We start from the raw sequence: 18160 nt of genomic DNA, 5'->3' as shown, positions 1-18160 counted from the left end.
TAGGTCAGGGCTCCGCGCAAACGGAGCCCTTTTTGGATTATGCGAGCAACACGGGCTTGCTGGCTTCGAGGAAGCTTTCGAGGGTGGTCAGCGTCTGGCCCGAAAGTTTTGCAGCATCCGCAGTGACCATGCTGATATGACCTTCGCGGGTATTGGTGTCGAAGGAGACGATCACCGGAATGAAGCCTTCCGGCAGGCCCGCTGCCTTCAGTCCGCCCGCGAGCTGTTCGTCCGTGACATGCACGACCTCCAGCGGCTTGCCGGTGGCTTGGCTGACCAGCGCGGCCACCTCGTCCGTCGTGTGTTTCGTTTCTCCGGTCAGCGTGTATGTCGCGCTTTCCGTTGCGTCAGACAGAAGGGCGCCGACGATGGCCTTGGCGATGTCCGCGCGGGCGATATGCGCGAGTTCTCCATTTCCGGCGGCGCTGTACCATTGGCCCGAGGCCAGAGCATGCGGCAGGGCCATGAAGAGGTTTTCCATGTACCAGCCATTGCGCAGAATGGTGTAGGGGATGCCTGTCGCCTTGATGGCGTTTTCGGTGCCGAGATGATCGCCCGCGAAGGTGACGGCCGAAGTTTCCGGGCTTGGCATGGAGGTGTATAAAATGTGCTTGGCGCCTGCCTTCTCTGCGGCGGCAACAGCGGCCTTATGCTGGCGAAGGCGCTTGCCCGGCTCGTCGAGTGCATCCGTCGAGATGATCAGGATACGGTTGGCGCCTAGAAAGGCGGCTTCGAGGGACGCTGCATCATCGAAGTCGGCCGGGCGGGTCTGGACACCCTTGGCCGCGTAGTCAGCGAGCTTTGCGGTGTCGCGGCTGGTTGCGACGATACTGGCCGGCGAGATCTTGCCGGACGCAAGCAGTCCGTCGAGGACGAGGCGGCCGAGCTGCCCGGCGGCGCCGGTGACGAGGAGGGTTTCAGACATGTTAGATCCTTTTTTGATGAGGATGGCAGCCGGTTCGTTGCCGGCGCATCCGGTTTGGGATATGGTTCCGAAATGAGACCTGCTCTTATTTCGCTATCGCCCGGCGGATGTAAAGGAGGCAGTTTTTTCTATCGTGGTTACGTGAAGGGAACCGGCTCATGAACAGGATGGCAGGCAAGACCGAAGGCGAGCAGGTGATCGTCATCAACGGCATGGTGTTTTCCAGAGCCAATTGTCCGGTGCGGGATGTGATCGACAACATCGGCGGCAAATGGAACACGCTGATGATCCTGGCCCTCGCTGATGGTCCGATGCGGTTTTCGGCGCTGCGCCGGCTCATTCCCGATATTTCCCAGCGCATGCTGACCCAGACATTGCGCGACCTGCAGCGCGACGGGTATCTGGGCCGCAAGGTCTTTCCGACCCAGCCTCCAAGCGTGGAATATAGCCTCACTCCGCTCGGTCAGTCTTTCCTCGTGCTGATCGGCGGTCTTGTCGAATGGTCAAGCGCAAATCACGACCGGATCCGGGCCGCCCGCGCCGACTATGATGCGGCTGCGCTCTAAGCGCGACAATTAGGCCGGTCAGGCTCTGTGGACGCCAGGGTCATGCCATTCTACAGATGATCGCGAGGGCAGGACCAGCGGGGCAGCATGAGGAAGCTCGAAATCGGTATAGCGGGTGCCGGACCGGCGGGTCTTGCAGCGGCGCTCTTTCTGTCGCGGGCGGGGCACAGGGTCGAGATCATTGAGCGATTCGACAGGGCGGCGCCGGTCGGCTCCGGACTGTTGATGCAACCGACCGGCTTGACTGTTCTTCATGCGCTTGGTCTTTTCGACAGTATCCGGGCGCTGGGGAATAGAATAGATCGGCTCCATGGCGCCGATGCCCTGAGCGGCCGCACCGTACTCGACGTGCGCTACGATGCGGCTCCCGGCGGCAGATACGGTCTTGCCGTGCACCGGGCAGCCCTGTTCGGGGTGCTGCATGACGCCATCCTTGCCCAAGGCATCCCCATCCGATGCGGCGTGTCCCTGTCGGCCGCGGTTCTGCGGGCCGGTAAACGGAGTTTGATGGATAAAGACGGTGCAGAAATCGGCAGCTACGATCTGGTGATCGATGCCAGCGGCGCGCGCTCGCCGCTGATCACCGGCTCGTCCTCGGCTCCGATCGTCCGCGAACTCGCCTATGGCGCTTTCTGGGCGACGCTGGATGCCGAAGACACTGTTTCCGACAAACGCGCCCTGACGCAGCGTTACGACAAGGCCAAGGTCATGATCGGCGTTCTGCCGGCGGGTCGGGCTCGGGTTGGGGCGGCTGACAAGACCGCGTTTTTCTGGAGCCTGAAACTTGCCGACGTGGAGGCAACCCGGGCCGCGGGAATCAATGCCTGGAAGAACAGAGTTTATGGATACTGGCCCGACAGTGCGCCGTTTCTCGATCAGATTCTCGACTGGGATCAACTGGTTCTGGCGCGCTACGCCCATCGCACGGCGCTTCCGCCTTTCGCCGATCGGCTCGCCTTCATCGGCGACAGCGCCCACTCCACGAGCCCGCAACTGGGGCAGGGGGCGAACATGGCCCTGCTCGATGCGGCCGCGCTCTCCCATGCACTGGAAATACATGACGATCTGGCCTTGGCGCTTCCTGCCTATGCACGCGCGCGCCGCGATCATGTCAGGCTTTTCCAGATGCTGTCGCTCGCCTTTACGCCCTTTTATCAATCCGATTCGGCAGCCGTTGCCTGGATCCGGGATCGGCTGGTTTCCAGCATCGCCAAGGTTCCGCCGATGCCGCGCCTGCTCGCCTCGATCGTTGCCGGAACGCTGATCGATCCTTTTGAATCGACCGGCCTTTCCGAATGCCGCTGGCAGAGAGATTGCGAGCCGCTGCACTGGATAGCCTGACGGGCTCGGGTCAGGTCCTCGCCTTAATTATTGATGCTCATGATGGCCCAGTGGGACTGGGTGCAGTCATCATTATCGCAGATGGCGCTCATCCAGAGCGCGCCGTTGGCGAGACCGACGCCGTCGCTGTTCACGATCAGATCGCCATATTGCTGTTCCGAAACGGCATTCTGGGTTTCCTGCATCACCAGCGAGCCGTAGTTGTCGAGCATGTCCTTGGCGGACAGGATATCGTAGGTTTCGCCGTTGGCGTTCACCGTCAGCGGATAGTTGCCGAGGTCGGAGATCGTGACCGGATCGCCGAATTTCATTGCTTCCGTCACCAACTTGAAAGCCTCGTCGAAGCCGTCCGCATTGCCGTGCAGGTCCTCGATGCGGCCGCGCACGTCGTCCGCGGATTCGGCTGAGGCGGTCAAGGGCGCAAGCAGCATGAAGCAGGACAAGACAGTGGTAGCGATAGGCCGGAACATGGAACCTCCCCAGGAGAATGAAGCTCATCTATAGCTGAGGGCAGGAGCGCATGTCACGGAACAAAAGCGATATCGAATACACCGCGGCTGCACATTTTCGGAGTATTTGGCTGGTCGCGCATTCAGCGTGTGACCGTGGGATTTCTGCCTGATTATTCTGCACTTGCCTCTTGACCCGCCAAAATCTTTGCGACATAAGCAGAACCGTACCGTACGGTACTTTGATGGAGTTTTATGTCTTGCTTGTCCACCACCAGTCCCAGCCGGAATTTTCGCCGCGCCAGAACGCCGTTCTGGATAGCGCGCTCAGGCTTCTGGTCGATGGCGGCGAGAAGGCACTGACGACGGCCGGTGTGGCGCGGGCGGCGAACTGCTCGAAAGAGAGCCTTTACAAGTGGTTCGGTGATCGCGACGGCATCCTGTCGGCGATGATCGGTTTCCAGGCGAGCAAGGTCCGGACCTTCGACGAGCGTTCGGAACGGCTGACGGCCGAGAGCCTGCGCGCCCATTTGGTGGTGTTTGCGCGCGACCTGCTCGACGTTCTCTCCGGCGACGTGTCGCTGGCACTGAACCGTCTGGCGATCGGGCAAGCGAGCCGCGACGGCTCCAAGCTCGGCGAGATGCTGCAGGAGCATGGCCGCCGGCAGATCGGCAAGCGGGCAGGGGCTCTGCTCGACGCCGGACGCCGCTCCGGGCTTCTGGCCTTCGAGGACGGCGAGGAGGCTTACGGCACACTGTACGGGCTGGTTGTTTCCGATCTGCATCTGCGCATGCTGCTCGGCGAGGACATAAGCCGGGCAAAACAGGGTTTCAGCCAAAGGGCGGAGCGGGCGGTCGATGCCTTTCTGTCGCTCTGCGGCTCGAAAAGAGATACGGCGAGCCTTTGAGGGCAGCCGGAGAACCAAAACAGACAAGCAAAGGGAAGGAAATTACAATGCGCGTCTATTACGATCGTGATGCCGATCTCAACCTCATCAAGTCCAAGAACGTCGTTATCGTCGGCTACGGCTCCCAGGGCCGCGCCCATGCGCTGAACCTGAAGGACAGCGGCGCTTCCAACGTCGTCATCGCGCTCAAGGCCGGTTCCGCCACGATCAAGAAGGCCGAAGCCGACGGCTTCAAGGTCATGACCGTTGCCGAAGCCGCCAAGTGGGGCGACCTTTTGATGATGGCGACGCCGGACGAACTTCAGGCCGACATCTACAAGGCCGATATCGCGGGCAACATCCGTGACGGTGCAGCGATTGCTTTCGCCCACGGCCTTAACGTTCACTTCGGCCTGATCGAGCCGAAGGATACGCTCGACGTCGTCATGATTGCACCGAAGGGCCCCGGCCATACGGTTCGCGGCGAATACCAGAAGGGCGGCGGCGTTCCCTGCCTCGTTGCCGTTGAAAAGAACGCGTCGGGCAATGCGCTCGATCTCGCTCTGTCCTACGCCTGCGGCGTTGGTGGCGGTCGTTCGGGCATCATCGAGACAAATTTCAAGGAAGAATGCGAAACCGACCTCTTCGGCGAGCAGGTCGTTCTCTGCGGCGGTCTGGTCGAACTGATCCGCGCCGGCTTCGAGACGCTGGTCGAAGGCGGTTATGCGCCGGAAATGGCCTATTTCGAGTGCCTGCACGAAGTCAAGCTGATCGTCGACCTGATCTATGAAGGCGGTATCGCCAACATGAACTACTCGATCTCGAACACGGCCGAGTGGGGCGAATACGTCTCGGGTCCACGCATCATCACGGCTGAAACAAAGGCTGAAATGAAGCGCGTCCTCACCGACATCCAGACCGGCAAGTTCACCTCCGACTGGATGCAGGAATACCGTTCCGGTGCTGCCCGCTTCAAGGGTATCCGCCGCATGAACGACAACCACCAGATCGAGGAAGTCGGCGCCAAGCTGCGCGGCATGATGCCGTGGATCGCCAAGAACCAGCTGGTCGATAAGGCGAAAAACTGATTTTGCATAGCAACATGGAAATGTTGCATCGCATTGTACTGGAAGGCCGGAGTTTTGTTCTCCGGCCTTTCCCCTTTTTCAAAGCAAGATTTGGAAAATGACGCATTTTGGAGTATTATCCGCCTTAGGAGGATACTGCCATGTCTACGTTCTTCTATCATTTCGCTGTGTTCGATGTCGTCATCATCTGCGCAATCGTCACGCTGGTGGCGCTCAGCTTCTACGGCCATGAGGTCTGACGGCAGGCTGTCTGCCGTTTCGGTTTGATAAGCCATCGAAACGGCCGGCATCAACCGCCGGACCGGTCTCCCGCGTTGGGCCTCGTTGACGCCCGTGCATGTCATCGCTTCAGCTTAGATTCTGCCGGAAGAAAGCGCTTTCGGAAGTGAAAATATAGGTCAGCATTGTTGACTTAATAAGCTCATCGTGGTCTTGTCCTGGAAAAGCATAATCTGAGGAAACTGCCATGCTGGATTGGGAAAAGATCTTTGCGACCCGCTCGTCGCGGATGCGCGCTTCTGAAATTCGGGAACTGCTGAAATTGCTCGACCGGCCGGATATCATATCCTTTGCCGGCGGAATTCCGGATCCGGCACTTTTTCCCGACAAGGAATTCAAGGAAGCCTATGCCGATATTTTCGGCGGTCCGGCTGTCAGCGCCGCCCTGCAGTATTCAATCAGCGAGGGCTATCTGCCGCTGCGTCAGTGGCTTGCCGGCCGCATGGCGGATATCGGCATTGCCTGCGAGCCGGAGAATATCCTGATCACATCCGGTTCGCAGCAGGCGCTGGATTATCTCGGCAAGCTGTTCCTGTCGCCAAACGATACCGCCCTGGTGACGTGGCCGACCTATCTCGGCGCCCTGCAGGCTTTCAATGCCTATGAGCCGGCTTACGATCAATTGACGATCGCCGGCAACCGCACGCCGCAGGCCTATCGCGAAGCCGCTGCAGCGGCCGGCGGACAGGTGAAATTTGCCTATATGTCGGCTGAATTCTCCAACCCGACGGGAGAAAGCCTCGATCTCGCGGCGCGTGAAAAGGTTCTGGATCTCGCCGAGGAACTCGATATAGCCCTGATCGAGGATGCTGCCTACCAATCCCTACGCTATGACGGCGATGCCGTGCCGCCGATCCTGGCCCTTGAAATCGCCCGCAAGGGCAGCATCAACGAGGCGCGGACCATTTATTGCGGCAGTTTCTCCAAGACGCTGGCGCCGGGCCTCAGGGTCGGTTGGGTTTGCGCGTCCAATACGGTCATCCGGAAGCTGGTCCTGATGAAACAGGCAGCCGATCTCCATTCCTCGACCATCAACCAGATGGCCATCTGCCACGTTGCCGAGCGCGGCTTCGATGCGCAGGTTGCCAAGATCAAGTCTGTCTACATGGCGCGGCGCGATGCCATTTTGGCGGCGCTGGCGAAATATATGCCGGCAGGCGTCAACTGGACGCAGCCTGAAGGCGGCATGTTCATCTGGCTGACCCTGCCTTCAGGCATGGACGGAGCGGAGCTTCTCGCCAAGTCCCTGGTTTCGGCCAAAGTTGCCTTTGTGCCGGGCAAGGCTTTCTTTGCCGATGGCTCCGGGGCCAATACGCTGCGTCTCAGTTTCTCCTGCGCCGACGAGGCGATGATCGAGGAGGGCATGTCGCGTCTTGGTGGCCTGATCGGTGAGGAAGCCCGGGCCGCAGCCTAACCGGCATCGTTGAGGGCGGCAAACGCCGCCTCGTAGATCACATCCGGCAAAACGTTGAAAGTATAGTCCATGTGGACGCGCTCCCATTTCTGATGGTAGTCGCGTCCCCATGGCCCGATGTTCACCACGGGGAAAGACAAGGCTTCACCTTGAGCCCTGTCGATAAAGCTGGCGCAGGGCGTATTGGCGGCGAGAAGCTCCGTCTCATCAGCCTCGGGGCGATGGCCGAAGAAGCTCATGTCGGAAATACCGGCAAAAAACTGCTTCGCCCTGATGCTCGTTGCGTGCTTCTCCGCACACCGCTGTGACGCCGACACAATTGTCGTTCCAAAGACCTCGCCTGCATGGCCCAGGCTACCGATATGGACGCGAGGGTAGTGAAGGGTGGAAAAACCCACCACGACCAACGGTCCTTCGAGACCGGCTTCGGCGAGCGTGGCAGTAACGATCTGCCGGGTGATCGCCATCGGGTCTTCCGCGTCCGCAAGGGACTGCTGGACGGCCGCCAGCCGTTCTGCCGCCGCTGCGCCGCCATTCAAAAGCGCTTGCGCGTGCAGTTGAGCGAACGTCAGCACATGCGCCTGACAGGCTTCAGTTCTTTTTACATTGCCCTGCCGTTCGAAGAATGCCGCGGCATTGCACGCCTGGGCGTCGAGCGCCGCCTGCATCGCTCCGGCCACCAGCGTTTTGAAGGTGTCCAACAGCTCTGGCGGCGTGCGCTTGTGCGTCAACCAGTTGAACGACAGCCAGACATGGGCGGGCGTCGTCACTTCGTAGCCACGACGCAGATCCCTGGCTTCCAGGCAGACGGGAGCCGGAGAAATCTCGCCGTGGGCTTCGTCGCAAAGCGCGCTGTTCGTTTCCATGGTGCGCATGATTTCTGCACCGATCAGATGCGCGCTGACGCCGTCGAAGGCATAGCCGGCATGGGTCGGTCGGCCGGAGACGAAAGCGAAAGGCGAGAACTTGCCGACAGAGCCGAAATAAACGGCGCGGCCTTCCGTTCCGTCGCCATCGTCGCCACTGGCGTCCAGATTGATACCGCCGATGATGTCCAGTCCGAATTGGTTCGCCAAGGACGGCAGACTATCCCTGAGAGCCCGCATACCGCGCGACCGGTTTTCCTCGTCTGGAGTGGCCACGAACAGGAGGTTTCCCGGCGGCTCCTCAAGGGCTGCGAAACGTTCCAGAACAGCGATGCCGGCGGCCAGGCCGCTCTTCATGTCGAGCAATCCGCGCCCTGCGAGAAACGCGCCGCTGAGGAGGTCTTCAAGCGTCCTGTCTTCCGCCGGACTGCGCGTTTTGCCGGAAAGCGCCTCGATCAGCGCCTGGGTCAGTGCCTCCGGTTCGCAGGCGAGGGGTGCGAGACCGCCATAATTGTCGATCGAGACTGTATCGTAGTGCCCGGCCAGCACAAGGCAGTGGCGGCCCTTGCCGCGCACCAGCGCCGCCACGTTCCGGCGCGGCGGATTTCCGTGAGTGTCGAGCGCCAGCAACTGGGCAGGACGCGCTTGAAAATAGTCCAGTCCTGCAAGAAGGCTGATAAGCCGCCCCGAAAAGGCGGCCTCGTCGTCACTTCCTGTCACGCTCGGCCAGCGGGTCATCTCGATCGCAAGTGCGCCTGCGCGCGACATCGGGCGGGAATTGTCCGGGCGGAGACTTGGGGTCATCATCAGATTCCAGCATTATTTCGCCGGATCATATCCGTCAGGTCGGGAGAAAAGCCAAGGCCGTTCAGCACTGCACACCGCTTTTCCCAAACCAGGTTCGGCTGTCACGTGTGGGCATGGCCTATAAATGTGGCCCGAGCAGCGACAAGTCTGCCTCGCCGAGCCTATCGCTCGCCGTGCGCAGCTGGTGCCAGTAAGGATAAAGAACGGGCGGCTTGCTGACGTCGTCAAGGCGCTTGCGCTCCTCGGCGGTGAGCGTCAGCTCGGCGGCAGCGAGATTGTCCTTGAACTGCGCTTCCGTGCGTCCGCCTATGATCACCGATGTGACTGGCTTGCGGCCGATCAGCCAGGCAAGAGCGACCTGTGCCCCGGAAACGACGCGGCTTTCCGCGATCGCGACCAGTGTGTCGACGATCGCCCATAACCGGTCTTCGTCGCGGATCGGTGGCTCGTCCCAGCCGGCAAGCTGGCGCGATCCCTCCGCCGTCTTGTCGCGCCGGTGCTTGCCGGACAACAGGCCGCCGGCCAGCGGGCTCCAGACAAGAACACCAAGACCCTGGTCGATCGAGACCGGCAGCAGCTCGTATTCTGCGTCGCGCGCTTCCAAGGTGTAGTGGATCTGCTGGCTGACGAAGCGGTGGCGATGGTCGGTCGCGCTGATGCCGAGCGCTTTCATGATGTGCCAGCCGGAGAAGTTGGAGCAGCCGTTATAGCGCACCTTGCCATGGCGCACGAGCAGGTCGAGCGCTTCCATGGTTTCCTCAAGCGGCGTCTGGCCATCCCATTCGTGCAATTGATACAGGTCGATAACATCGGTCTTCAGTCGCCGGAGACTGGCCTCGCAAGCGCGCACCAGATGGTGTCGCGAGGAGCCGGCATCGTTCGGGCCATCACCCATGGGAAAGCGTGCCTTGGTGGCGATCAGCACGCCGTTCTTGCGCTCGCCGCCGAGGATCTCGCCAATAATCTCCTCCGAGACGCCTTGGGAATAAACGTCGGCCGTGTCGATCAGATTGACGCCGGCGTCAAGGCAGAGATCGACCAGACGGCGGGCGTCATTGACGCCGAGATCGCCGACAGTCTTTGCCCAGCCCTTGCCGCCGAACGTCATCGTGCCGACGGTGAGCGTTGAAATCTTGAGGCCGGAACGGCCGAGAAGACGATATTCCATGATTGTTCCTCGATCGGATCGCGCCAGACGAGAAAGACAAGCTAGCGCCAGCTTATCAAGTTAAAAGGGCGGTTCGGCAATCGAGATGCATTTTCAGACGGTCAATCCTGCGCCAGAACGATGACCCGGTCCTCTTCGCTGTAGAGCAGTTTTTCCGCTTTCGACGGGTTGACCACGACACCGCCGAGCCTGCGTGGGTCCGGAGCCTCGTCGCGCTGGCGGCGATAGCCGATTGCGACTTCGCCCCGGCGCAGCGCAGCAAGGCAGATGGTGTAGTAGGTCAGCGGCTCGTCGATCCGGACATAATCGCTGACCGGGCGCATATAGATTTCAGAACCGTTCTCATCGAGCAGTTCGTCGAAGATCGCAGCCATGGATTCATTCTCGGAAGCCTGGGCGAGCATCAGGCTGACCAGCTTGTTGCTGACGACGAAATCGTCGGCACGGGTGACCTCCGCCAGTTCGCGGTTGCGCACATCCGTCATCTCGCTGACGACGCTGATATGCCTTCCGGCCTTTTCGGCGATCTTGCGGAGTTGCAAAAGCGTCACCAGTGTCCGTGTGTCAGCCGGCTGCGGCGCCATATGATCACTGTAGCCGAGCACGAGCACGTGGTCGTAGCTTGGAATCTCCAGCGCATCGAGCTGCTCGCGGCTGCTCGTATCGACAATCCGGTAATCGACGGCCATGTTGCCGTTGGCGACCATCAATGCGCCGATCTCCCGCTCGAGTTCCGGCGTGTCGGCGGCAATGGTCAGCAGAGAACCGGGAGCGACGTAGCGGGACAATTCGAAGCTGATGATTGGGCCGCGGCGGTTCCAGCCGAGAATCAACGTCCGCTCCGGACCGATCTGGCGCGGCGAGACGGGCAGAATAGCCTCCTTCTCGATGTGGACTTGATGATTGCCGGACCTGATCGCAGCATCGTCCTCAGCGACGATGACAGCCTGTTCTCCCGGCTTGAAAATGCGGCCGGGCGGCGGGTTGAGAAGAATTTTGCCCCGTTCGTCGCGAAGGCCGATCAAGGTCGAGGTCTCATAGGCCATGACGGCTGCAGCAAAGCTCTTTCCCATGATGTCGGGTTGCTCCAGCGTATAGATTTCGCAACCTTCGAAATCGAGCAGTTCGGAATAGACAGCGCTCAGGCCCGTTTGACGGCTGGAATGGACGACGATGCGGGAGATCAGGTCGTCGGCGAGAACGAGCTGCAATTCGCTGCCACCGACGATGCGGGCGACATCGGCATTTCTGCTGTCGCGGATTTCCGCCGCGATCTGGTACGGCTTCGTCCGTCGGCCGGGATCGTTGACCAGTGCCAGAACGCTTTTAATGACCTGCGAATCGGGATCGTCACCTTCCGGTGAGAGCACGATGACGGAGCGCGAGGTAGGCGGATTGACGATTGTGAGATCATAGAGATCCGTCGGGTCGCCGCTGCGGCAGATAATGCGCGTATTCTTGAGATCGGCGACTTTGGCCGCGATCTCGTCCTCCATCTCGACCTTGTCCTTGTTGGCCATGATGACGATGCGCGGCTTGCGGCGGCTCGTGTTGGCAATGACAAGCTCGGCGATCACATCGAAAATCGATGGCGACCAGTTGAGGATGATCGTGTGATCCTGTTCCAGCACCTGCGAACGACCCTTGCGTAATTCCTCGAGCTTGTTTTCAAGGCCTGCGCTCAAAACGCCGATCAAGGCCGAGAAGACGAAAATGCCGGCGATCGTCACGAACAGCGAGACACCGCGAAAGGCCCAGCCGACATCGCCGCCCATGGCGCCGGCATCCATGGTCCGCATCAGCGATTCCCAGGCGCCTTCGATGAAGCTGACGGGTTCCCCGCCTTCCGGCGCAATCTGCGTCAGGGCCAGGAAAAGGCCTGCAAGAACGATGACGACAAGAGAAATAACCGTTAGCCAGCCGATCAGGGCGATGGGACCGGCAGCCATGCTCTTGTCGAACTCGTAGCGCATCCGCGCGCGCCACCCGGTCTCTGTACCCATTCTGTTTCTCCCCGCCAGCAACAGCCTGCCCGCTTCCGGATCGCAGATATGCTGAATATAATCAACTACCATGCATAGCGACGTTCCGCGGCCGGGTGCGAAAGAGGTTCGACATTTGCCAGTCTTTGTCTAAAGTCGCGGCACCGCATACGGAATCGTCTGATGTCCCTTCGCCTTGCCACCTTCAATATCGAGAACCTGATGAGCAGGTTCGATTTTTCCGGATTTCGCAACATCTTGAAACAGGACCGCGTGCTGCGCCTGTTCGAGGTGAAGAGCGAAGGCGAATATCAGAGGCTGGAGGAGGCGCGGACGATCTCACATACCGATGATACGCGACAGATGTCGGCGCTGGCGATTGCCGATTGCGACGCCGACATTCTCTGCCTGCAGGAGGCCGACAACATGGCCGCGCTGCAGGCTTTCGAATATGGCTATCTTTTCAAGATGGTTGGTAATGGCTATCGGCAGAAATACCTGATTGAGGGAAACGACAGCCGCGGCATCGATGTCGCGGTGCTGGTGCGCGAGGAAACGCGCGACGGCCGCAAGATCGAATGCATCGACGTCAAATCCCACGCAAGCCTCACCTATGCCGATCTCGATCTGTTCAACGACGGGCTTGCCGCAACGAACGTGCCAGGGGACAGGATCTTCAAGCGGGACTGTCTGGAGCTCGATTTCAGGATCGGCGGGCGGCCACTGACGCTTTTCGTTGTGCATCTCAAGTCTATGGGACCGGCGCGGAACGGGTTTGACGGACGGACTTCGACCATGCCGGTCAGGACGGCCGAAGTGGCTGCCGTTCGCAGGATCATCGAAAATCGTTTCGGTGCGGGCAATACGGATGGCGAGATGTTCGCTGTCTGCGGCGATATGAACGACTACCAGGAAAGGGTGGACGTGACCGGCGACCGGCGCGGCGGCTACAGCTTCGTCCCGCGGCAGGAAAGCGCCAGCGCGCTCGATATTTTCAGCCATGACGGCTTCGTTGAAAATGTCGTCCGGCGCCGTCCGGAGCTGGATCGTTGGACACTCTTCCACAGCCGCGGGCCGCAGGAGCGGCATCTCTGCCAGCTTGATTATATCTGGCTTTCGAAGGCCTTGGCGCAGCGCAATCCATCGAGCGTCCCGGAAATCATCCGTGCGGGCCAGCCTTATCGGACGCTTTTCCCGCCGGGGCAGGAGGTCGAGCGCTATCCGCGGACGGGCTGGGACCGTCCGAAAGCGTCGGACCACTGCCCGGTCGTCGTGACCCTCGATGTCTGACGGAGGAACGCCATGATCAGCAACAGAGCCGCGTGGCCCGATGAGCGCACAGTCTTTTCCGTCGATCGGATACAGCTTCCGGTGATCGGCGGGCCACATCCCTACGCCATCGCCGAACGGGACTCGATCGCGCGGAATTGGCAGCAGGAGGTCGCGGCCAATCCGGCTTTGTTCGACGGCCCCATGATGCTTCCTCGCTGGATCAGGATCGAGGATGGGGTGATTTCCGGCGACATGCATATGGTACCGTTTTCCGCCTTCCTGCTCTGGCGAAAGACCCGACCGCTCGATGCCGCCCTGCATATTTTCGCGCTACCGGTCATTCTGTCCTCGGACGGCGCCGTGATCGCCATCAGGATGGCCGCCCACACCGCCAATCCGGGGCGGGTCTACTGCGCCGCCGGGTCGCTTGACCCCAGCGACGTGGAAGATGGTTTCTGCAATCTCGACAGCAACATGGCGCGGGAGGTGCGCGAGGAAACTGGCCTGGACCTGGCCGACGCCACGGATGTTGCGGGACTTCAGGCCATGCATGACAACGGTGTCGTGACTGTGTTCCGCGTCTACCGCTTTTCCGTGACCGCCAGGGATTTGATCAACTGCATCGACAGGCATCTCGCTGCCGATGCCCAACCCGAGATCGACGAGGCCGTGGCGATCCACAGCCCGGACCCGCATCTGTACCCCTATTCATCGTTCATGCCGCCGGTACTGGCCTGGGTTTTCCAGACGGTGCTTTAGCGTTTCCGCTTGCTGCCCGCCGTTCGGCATGCAAGGTCAGGGAAAACCGGAAAGAGAGGTTATCGTGGCTCGGCGTTACGCAATCTACGACGTGTTCACACAAAACAGGCTGGAGGGAAACCCGCTTGCGGTGGTCTTCGATGGCGACGGCTTGAGCGACAGGCGGATGCAGGCAATCGCCATGGAGTTCAATCTGTCCGAAACGGTATTCGTGCAGCCGGCGGACAATCCGGCCCATACCGCCCGGCTGCGGATCTTTACGCCGGGACACGAATTGCCTTTCGCCGGTCATCCCACCGTTGGTGCAGCGGTTGCCCTCGCAGAGGACGGCAGGGACGCTGCGAGCGGTAATTTCGACCTCGTCCAGATGCTCGAGGAAAATGTCGGGCCGGTGCGCTGCGCAATACAGGGACGGGAGGGTGCGGTCACATTTGCCGAGTTCGATGTTCCCAGAAAGCCCGTACAACTGCCGGCTGAGTTCGACCGGCTGGAAATCGCCAATGCCCTGAGCCTCAAGGTGACGCAGGTCGGTTTCGAAAATCATGTCCCGACCTTCTGGAGCGCCGGCGTGCCCTTCGCGATGATCCCGGTGCACGATGTCGCTTCTGCCGCGGCAATCGAGTTCGAGCCGGGGCTTTGGGAGAAGGTCGCGCCCATGGCGGAAGGACGGCTTGCCGGCGCCTATGTTTACTGCCGGGGCGGCGTCAACCATACGGCACGGTTTCACAGCCGCATGTTCGCGCCGGGAATGGGGATCGTCGAGGACCCCGCCACGGGCTCGGCCCTTGCAGCCTTTGCCGGCACGATCCATCATTTCGACCGCCTGATTGACGGCCATCATCCTTTTATGATCGAGCAGGGCGTGGAAATGGGCCGACCGTCCTTTCTGCACCTCCACCTCGATATCGCGAGCGGCGAAATTGCCGCTGCCCGGATCGGCGGACAAGCGGTCAAAATTGCCGCCGGCGAACTTTATCTTTGAAAAACAGGGCACAAACGGCCCATACAGATTTTTCCGCGGAAAGCGGCGGTAAATGCATTGCGGGGGTAGACAAGCCGTCAGAAGGCCATTATACGCCCCATCAGACCGCAGCAACGCGGTTCTGGACGGGTGATTAGCTCAGTTGGTAGAGCAGCTGACTCTTAATCAGCGGGTCGTAGGTTCGAACCCTACATCACCCACCAAAATTTTCAGTCAGAATTTTAATGACGCGCGCAGTGGTACCTCAGGGTAACGGCCTTTTTGATTGTATCTGGAAGAGCGTCGCGTCTTGTACGCTTTCTCTCAGCCAAACCCGGATCGCCCTATCTACTTCGCGGCTTTCCTGATAGCACCGGGGCAATCCATCGGAGCACAATCATGACCCTCGCCGACCAGCATCAAATAATCGTCAATGCCTTCAAGAACGCCCGATATGGGATTTCCCCGACTGCCACCCGCGGCGCTGTGGAAAGTCATGCGAGAAAGCAAGGCCTGGAAGGCAAGAGTTACACCGACGCGCTTGAATCGGCCATGGCGGCCGGACTGGTTGCCCAGATGTCCGACTCCTCGATCACCATACGCAACGCTGGCCGTGCTCTGTTGCCAAGACGCTAATCTGGTCGCCCGGTTAACGGGGACGTTGTTCGATTGGCTGACACATCTCTATTGTTGCCGCAGACTGAAAATGCTGGACGACAGTTTCATTGTTGCGGAGACTGATGATAACGGCGAGGTCCACACGGCTTCTGCGCTGTCGTGAGCATAGCAGCCATCACGCCGATCACGGCAGCAAACAAGCCCGGCGCCATGCGTCGGGTTTACTGCTCGCCCTCAAGCGAGGCATACGAGATTCACGCCACGTTCCGATAATCCAGCGATGCTTCGCAGGCTTGCCGCAATGCGTCGGGATTGCGCTCGCCGTTTCGATAAAGCCGTATCATCAAGTCGGCCGAAGCTTCCATGTCGGCATCGCAGCGTAGCTTGTGGTGCTCCCGGCAGAACAGCTCGAACGCGTCCCGCAATGCGGCGATATCATCTGCACAGAGGACGTGCTTGTAGTGATCATCGTTCATCATGGCGGACCTCCCGAGTGCTGCCAGCGAAATGAATGTCTCTGCTGGTTTGCATCAAGGTTTGAATCTACCCTGATTTACGGACGGCGCAATTCAATAAGACATGTTGCGAAGTCGCGTTATTGCGTGACAGCAGCCGGCGTGCGGCCGGCGATGGTACGAACGGCCTCCAGCAAGGCGGGAACCACCAGCGCCGCTCCTGCATCCGACAGATGATCGTCGTCGAAATAGAAGATCCTTTCGGCGCTGAGGCTGTTGATGCAGCGGTCGGGAATTGCCTTGTTGCAAAGGCTGCCGGCCGGTTTGACGCGGAACAAGTTGGGATGGGATATGCCGTCGAACGCCTCGATTACCGCCCGGTTCCGCTCCTGATACCGGTCGTAACCCGTGCTGAACGCCAGATCGGTGCGCCCGGCCATCGCTGACTTTGCGACGATTTCCGGCACGTTCCAGCCTGCCTCGGGTATGGGGTAGACAAGCACGACATTTCGGCCGGCATCGAGATATTTCTGCACATCCGCCACATATTGCTTGAGGACGCGGGCCTTGCGGGCCGGATCGTCGCGGCTTGCGGGCTCGTCCATGCGATCGAGGAGATCAACATAGGTCGGGCCGAGCGATTCGATCCCGCCTTCGCCATTGTCGAAGGGCGTTCCCTCGACATAGAGGGTCCAGCGGCTTGCCATGATCACCGTTTTCTTGTCGGTCTTGTCGATATAATCCTCGATGCCTGTGAAGAAGGCATTGCAGCGCAGCCGATATTTCGGATTGCTGACAAAAAACCCTGAAAAGCCGACGCAGGCCGAATGCGTCATAACGTAGAGGTCGAGCGCGGCGGCATCGAAGCTGCGTAGCGCCACGCCCGCAAGCGCTGCCCCGTGGGAATCGCCGATCAGAATTGTTTCGCTGTCGTTCGAATGGGCGGTCAGGCAGGCGCGGACCGGATGGGGCAGAGAAATTTCACCCTTGTCGAAGAGGCAAGTGTCGAGCACCGGATCGTGTCGTTCCCGAGCAATCGCAAGCCGCGCTTCCTGCGGGAGGCGGAAATCCAGCCCATTATGGGTACTGCCATAGAAGCCAAGGGCAATGAAGAATGAGGCGGTGAGGGCGGCGGCCGTAAAGAGACGACCGCGTTGCGGGAACAGTGTGACCGCTTTGCCCTTGCGGAAGGGCCCTTCGATAAACCGCCATGACAGATAGGCAAGGGGAACGCAGGCCAGGGCGAGCGATCCCAACAGCAGAGCCGACGGCTCGGTCAGGCTGCGGATGCGGGCGAAGGCCAGAACCGGCTGATGCCAGAGATAGAGACTGTAGCTGATCAGCCCGATACCGACCATCGGCGGCGTCGACAGAAGGCGGGCGGTGACGGTGCCGGACGTACCCCAGAGAATGACCATAACGGCGCCGAGCACGGGAACCACCGCGTACAGCGAGGGAAACGGCGTCGCCTCGTCATAGGCAAGCACGGAAAACAGAATGATTGCCAGTCCGGCAAGCGAGAGGCTGTTGCTGCGAAAGGTTCTGTCGCCCCGCACCAGCAGTGCGCAGAGGGAGCCTGCCAGAAGTTCCCATGCGCGCGTGTGCGGCAGGTAGAAATTGGCGTTGGCAAAGTTCAGCGAGCCGTACTGGGCGAGCGCCAGGCTCGCAACGGCAAATGCTGCGATTGTCCCGATCAATGCTCTGCGGCCGAAACGCCACAGCAGGGCAACAAGCAAGGGGAAGAGCACGTAATACTGCTCCTCCACCGCCAGGCTCCAGGTGTGAAGCAGGGGCTGCTCGTCGGCGGCGGATGAGAAATAGCCGCCGCTCTGGCTCCAGAAAAACACATTGGAGAGAAACAGGCAGACGGCGACAAGGCTTTCGGCAAAACTCTCCATCTGCTGCGGCAGCATCCAGGCCCATACAAAGGGCAGGCAGCAGAGAAGGACTACAAACAGTACCGGCAGAATGCGGCGCACGCGCCGCTCGTAGAAGCGGACAATTGAAAACTGGCCTTTTTCATGCTCTGCAGCGATGATCGACGTGATCAGATAGCCGCTGATGACGAAAAAGATGTCGACACCGACAAACCCGCCGCTAAAGCCTTTGACGCCCGCATGGAAGAGCACAACGGGGATGACCGCGACGGATCTGAGACCGTCGATTTCGCGTCTGTATTTCATGCGCATCTAAAATTCATGATTGTCTGCCGAGTCGCAATGAGGCGGATAAGGTCGGCAGGATGCGACGGAGGAGGTGCTCGGATCAAGCCTTTCTGCGAGCATTTGCACGAAGAATGGCCTATTGTTGAAAGCAACCTTTA

The 18160-nt window shown here is 60.2% G+C and carries 16 protein-coding genes and 1 tRNA gene; 10 read left to right on the top strand and 7 right to left on the bottom strand.

What is annotated here, in order from left to right:
* Positions 1–37 precede the first annotated feature (37 nt).
* Positions 38–925: an SDR family oxidoreductase gene (locus tag PY308_RS13465; protein ID WP_275783367.1), complete on the bottom strand. Its 888-nt coding sequence runs from the start codon at positions 923–925 to the stop codon at positions 38–40.
* Between the two features lie 158 nt (positions 926–1083).
* On the opposite strand from PY308_RS13465, the gene PY308_RS13460 reads away from it, so the two are divergent.
* Positions 1084–1491, top strand: a complete 408-nt coding sequence (locus tag PY308_RS13460; RefSeq protein WP_275783365.1) for a winged helix-turn-helix transcriptional regulator — start codon at positions 1084–1086, stop codon at positions 1489–1491.
* Positions 1492–1578: 87 nt separating this feature from the next.
* Positions 1579–2832 carry an FAD-dependent oxidoreductase gene (locus PY308_RS13455; protein WP_275783361.1) on the top strand — a complete coding sequence of 418 codons (1254 nt, stop codon included), beginning with the start codon at positions 1579–1581 and terminating at the stop codon, positions 2830–2832.
* A 23-nt stretch (positions 2833–2855) separates the two neighbouring features.
* On the opposite strand, the gene PY308_RS13450 is transcribed toward PY308_RS13455, so the two are convergent.
* Positions 2856–3302 carry a hypothetical protein gene (locus PY308_RS13450; RefSeq protein WP_275783360.1) on the bottom strand — a complete coding sequence of 149 codons (447 nt, stop codon included), beginning with the start codon at positions 3300–3302 and terminating at the stop codon, positions 2856–2858.
* A 224-nt stretch (positions 3303–3526) separates the two neighbouring features.
* Here PY308_RS13450 and PY308_RS13445 point away from each other — a divergent pair, with 224 nt between their 5' ends.
* From PY308_RS13445 to PY308_RS13435, 3 genes are all read left to right on the top strand, one after another.
* Complete coding sequence (locus PY308_RS13445; RefSeq protein ID WP_275783358.1) at positions 3527–4189, top strand: TetR/AcrR family transcriptional regulator C-terminal domain-containing protein; 663 nt, start codon at positions 3527–3529, stop codon at positions 4187–4189.
* 47 nt (positions 4190–4236) lie between these two features.
* Positions 4237–5256 (top strand): ketol-acid reductoisomerase, encoded by a 1020-nt coding sequence (gene ilvC / locus PY308_RS13440; protein ID WP_275783356.1) that lies wholly within the window; start codon positions 4237–4239, stop codon positions 5254–5256.
* A gap of 466 nt (positions 5257–5722) precedes the next feature.
* Positions 5723–6949 (top strand): aminotransferase-like domain-containing protein, encoded by a 1227-nt coding sequence (locus tag PY308_RS13435; protein WP_275783354.1) that lies wholly within the window; start codon positions 5723–5725, stop codon positions 6947–6949.
* Here PY308_RS13435 and PY308_RS13430 read toward each other — a convergent pair.
* From PY308_RS13430 to PY308_RS13420, 3 genes are all read right to left on the bottom strand, one after another.
* On the bottom strand, positions 6946–8619 hold the full coding sequence (locus tag PY308_RS13430; RefSeq protein ID WP_275783353.1) for a M20/M25/M40 family metallo-hydrolase: 1674 nt from the start codon (positions 8617–8619) through the stop codon (positions 6946–6948). The genes PY308_RS13435 and PY308_RS13430 overlap by 4 nt on opposite strands.
* Before the next feature lie 121 nt (positions 8620–8740).
* Positions 8741–9790, bottom strand: a complete 1050-nt coding sequence (locus PY308_RS13425) for an aldo/keto reductase (protein ID WP_275783350.1) — start codon at positions 9788–9790, stop codon at positions 8741–8743.
* 101 nt (positions 9791–9891) lie between these two features.
* Complete coding sequence (locus PY308_RS13420) at positions 9892–11793, bottom strand: CASTOR/POLLUX-related putative ion channel (RefSeq protein ID WP_275783348.1); 1902 nt, start codon at positions 11791–11793, stop codon at positions 9892–9894.
* 162 nt (positions 11794–11955) lie between these two features.
* Between PY308_RS13420 and PY308_RS13415 the strand changes: the two genes are divergently transcribed.
* The 5 genes from PY308_RS13415 to PY308_RS13395 all read left to right on the top strand — a co-directional run bounded on the left by PY308_RS13415 (position 11956) and on the right by PY308_RS13395 (position 15400).
* A complete protein-coding gene (locus PY308_RS13415) occupies positions 11956–13062 on the top strand; it encodes an endonuclease/exonuclease/phosphatase family protein (protein WP_275783346.1) in 1107 nt (368 codons plus the stop codon).
* A gap of 12 nt (positions 13063–13074) precedes the next feature.
* The gene (locus PY308_RS13410) at positions 13075–13803 is read left to right on the top strand and encodes an NUDIX hydrolase (protein ID WP_275783344.1); all 729 of its coding nucleotides are present in this window, start codon (positions 13075–13077) and stop codon (positions 13801–13803) included.
* A gap of 64 nt (positions 13804–13867) precedes the next feature.
* Positions 13868–14785: a PhzF family phenazine biosynthesis protein gene (locus tag PY308_RS13405; protein WP_275783342.1), complete on the top strand. Its 918-nt coding sequence runs from the start codon at positions 13868–13870 to the stop codon at positions 14783–14785.
* Between the two features lie 127 nt (positions 14786–14912).
* Positions 14913–14988 (top strand) — tRNA-Lys (locus PY308_RS13400).
* 175 nt (positions 14989–15163) lie between these two features.
* On the top strand, positions 15164–15400 hold the full coding sequence (locus tag PY308_RS13395) for a hypothetical protein (protein WP_275783339.1): 237 nt from the start codon (positions 15164–15166) through the stop codon (positions 15398–15400).
* A gap of 236 nt (positions 15401–15636) precedes the next feature.
* Here the strand turns inward: PY308_RS13395 and PY308_RS13390 are convergent, their stop codons facing one another.
* Positions 15637–15861 carry a hypothetical protein gene (locus tag PY308_RS13390; protein WP_275783335.1) on the bottom strand — a complete coding sequence of 75 codons (225 nt, stop codon included), beginning with the start codon at positions 15859–15861 and terminating at the stop codon, positions 15637–15639.
* A 116-nt stretch (positions 15862–15977) separates the two neighbouring features.
* On the bottom strand, positions 15978–18026 hold the full coding sequence (locus PY308_RS13385; RefSeq protein ID WP_275783334.1) for an acyltransferase family protein: 2049 nt from the start codon (positions 18024–18026) through the stop codon (positions 15978–15980).
* Positions 18027–18160 lie beyond the last annotated feature (134 nt).

Origin of the sequence: Pararhizobium gei (genome assembly GCF_029223885.1) — a bacterium.
In the GTDB taxonomy this organism is placed as follows: domain Bacteria; phylum Pseudomonadota; class Alphaproteobacteria; order Rhizobiales; family Rhizobiaceae; genus Pararhizobium; species Pararhizobium gei.
The sequence above is the reverse complement of the archived record's forward strand: the minus strand, read 5'-3'. Positions and strand labels throughout refer to the sequence as shown.

Excerpts from the sequence above, each read along its gene's own strand:
- PY308_RS13465 (WP_275783367.1), bottom strand. The coding sequence starts at position 925 with ATGTCTGAAACCCTCCTCGTCACCGGCGCCGCCGGGCAGCTCGGCCGC.
- PY308_RS13460 (WP_275783365.1), top strand. The coding sequence starts at position 1,084 with ATGAACAGGATGGCAGGCAAGACCGAAGGCGAGCAGGTGATCGTCATC.
- PY308_RS13455 (WP_275783361.1), top strand. The coding sequence starts at position 1,579 with ATGAGGAAGCTCGAAATCGGTATAGCGGGTGCCGGACCGGCGGGTCTT.
- PY308_RS13450 (WP_275783360.1), bottom strand. The coding sequence starts at position 3,302 with ATGTTCCGGCCTATCGCTACCACTGTCTTGTCCTGCTTCATGCTGCTT.
- PY308_RS13445 (WP_275783358.1), top strand. The coding sequence starts at position 3,527 with ATGGAGTTTTATGTCTTGCTTGTCCACCACCAGTCCCAGCCGGAATTT.
- ilvC (WP_275783356.1), top strand. The coding sequence starts at position 4,237 with ATGCGCGTCTATTACGATCGTGATGCCGATCTCAACCTCATCAAGTCC.
- PY308_RS13435 (WP_275783354.1), top strand. The coding sequence starts at position 5,723 with ATGCTGGATTGGGAAAAGATCTTTGCGACCCGCTCGTCGCGGATGCGC.
- PY308_RS13430 (WP_275783353.1), bottom strand. The coding sequence starts at position 8,619 with ATGACCCCAAGTCTCCGCCCGGACAATTCCCGCCCGATGTCGCGCGCA.
- PY308_RS13425 (WP_275783350.1), bottom strand. The coding sequence starts at position 9,790 with ATGGAATATCGTCTTCTCGGCCGTTCCGGCCTCAAGATTTCAACGCTC.
- PY308_RS13420 (WP_275783348.1), bottom strand. The coding sequence starts at position 11,793 with ATGGGTACAGAGACCGGGTGGCGCGCGCGGATGCGCTACGAGTTCGAC.
- PY308_RS13415 (WP_275783346.1), top strand. The coding sequence starts at position 11,956 with ATGTCCCTTCGCCTTGCCACCTTCAATATCGAGAACCTGATGAGCAGG.
- PY308_RS13410 (WP_275783344.1), top strand. The coding sequence starts at position 13,075 with ATGATCAGCAACAGAGCCGCGTGGCCCGATGAGCGCACAGTCTTTTCC.
- PY308_RS13395 (WP_275783339.1), top strand. The coding sequence starts at position 15,164 with ATGACCCTCGCCGACCAGCATCAAATAATCGTCAATGCCTTCAAGAAC.
- PY308_RS13390 (WP_275783335.1), bottom strand. The coding sequence starts at position 15,861 with ATGATGAACGATGATCACTACAAGCACGTCCTCTGTGCAGATGATATC.
- PY308_RS13385 (WP_275783334.1), bottom strand. The coding sequence starts at position 18,026 with ATGCGCATGAAATACAGACGCGAAATCGACGGTCTCAGATCCGTCGCG.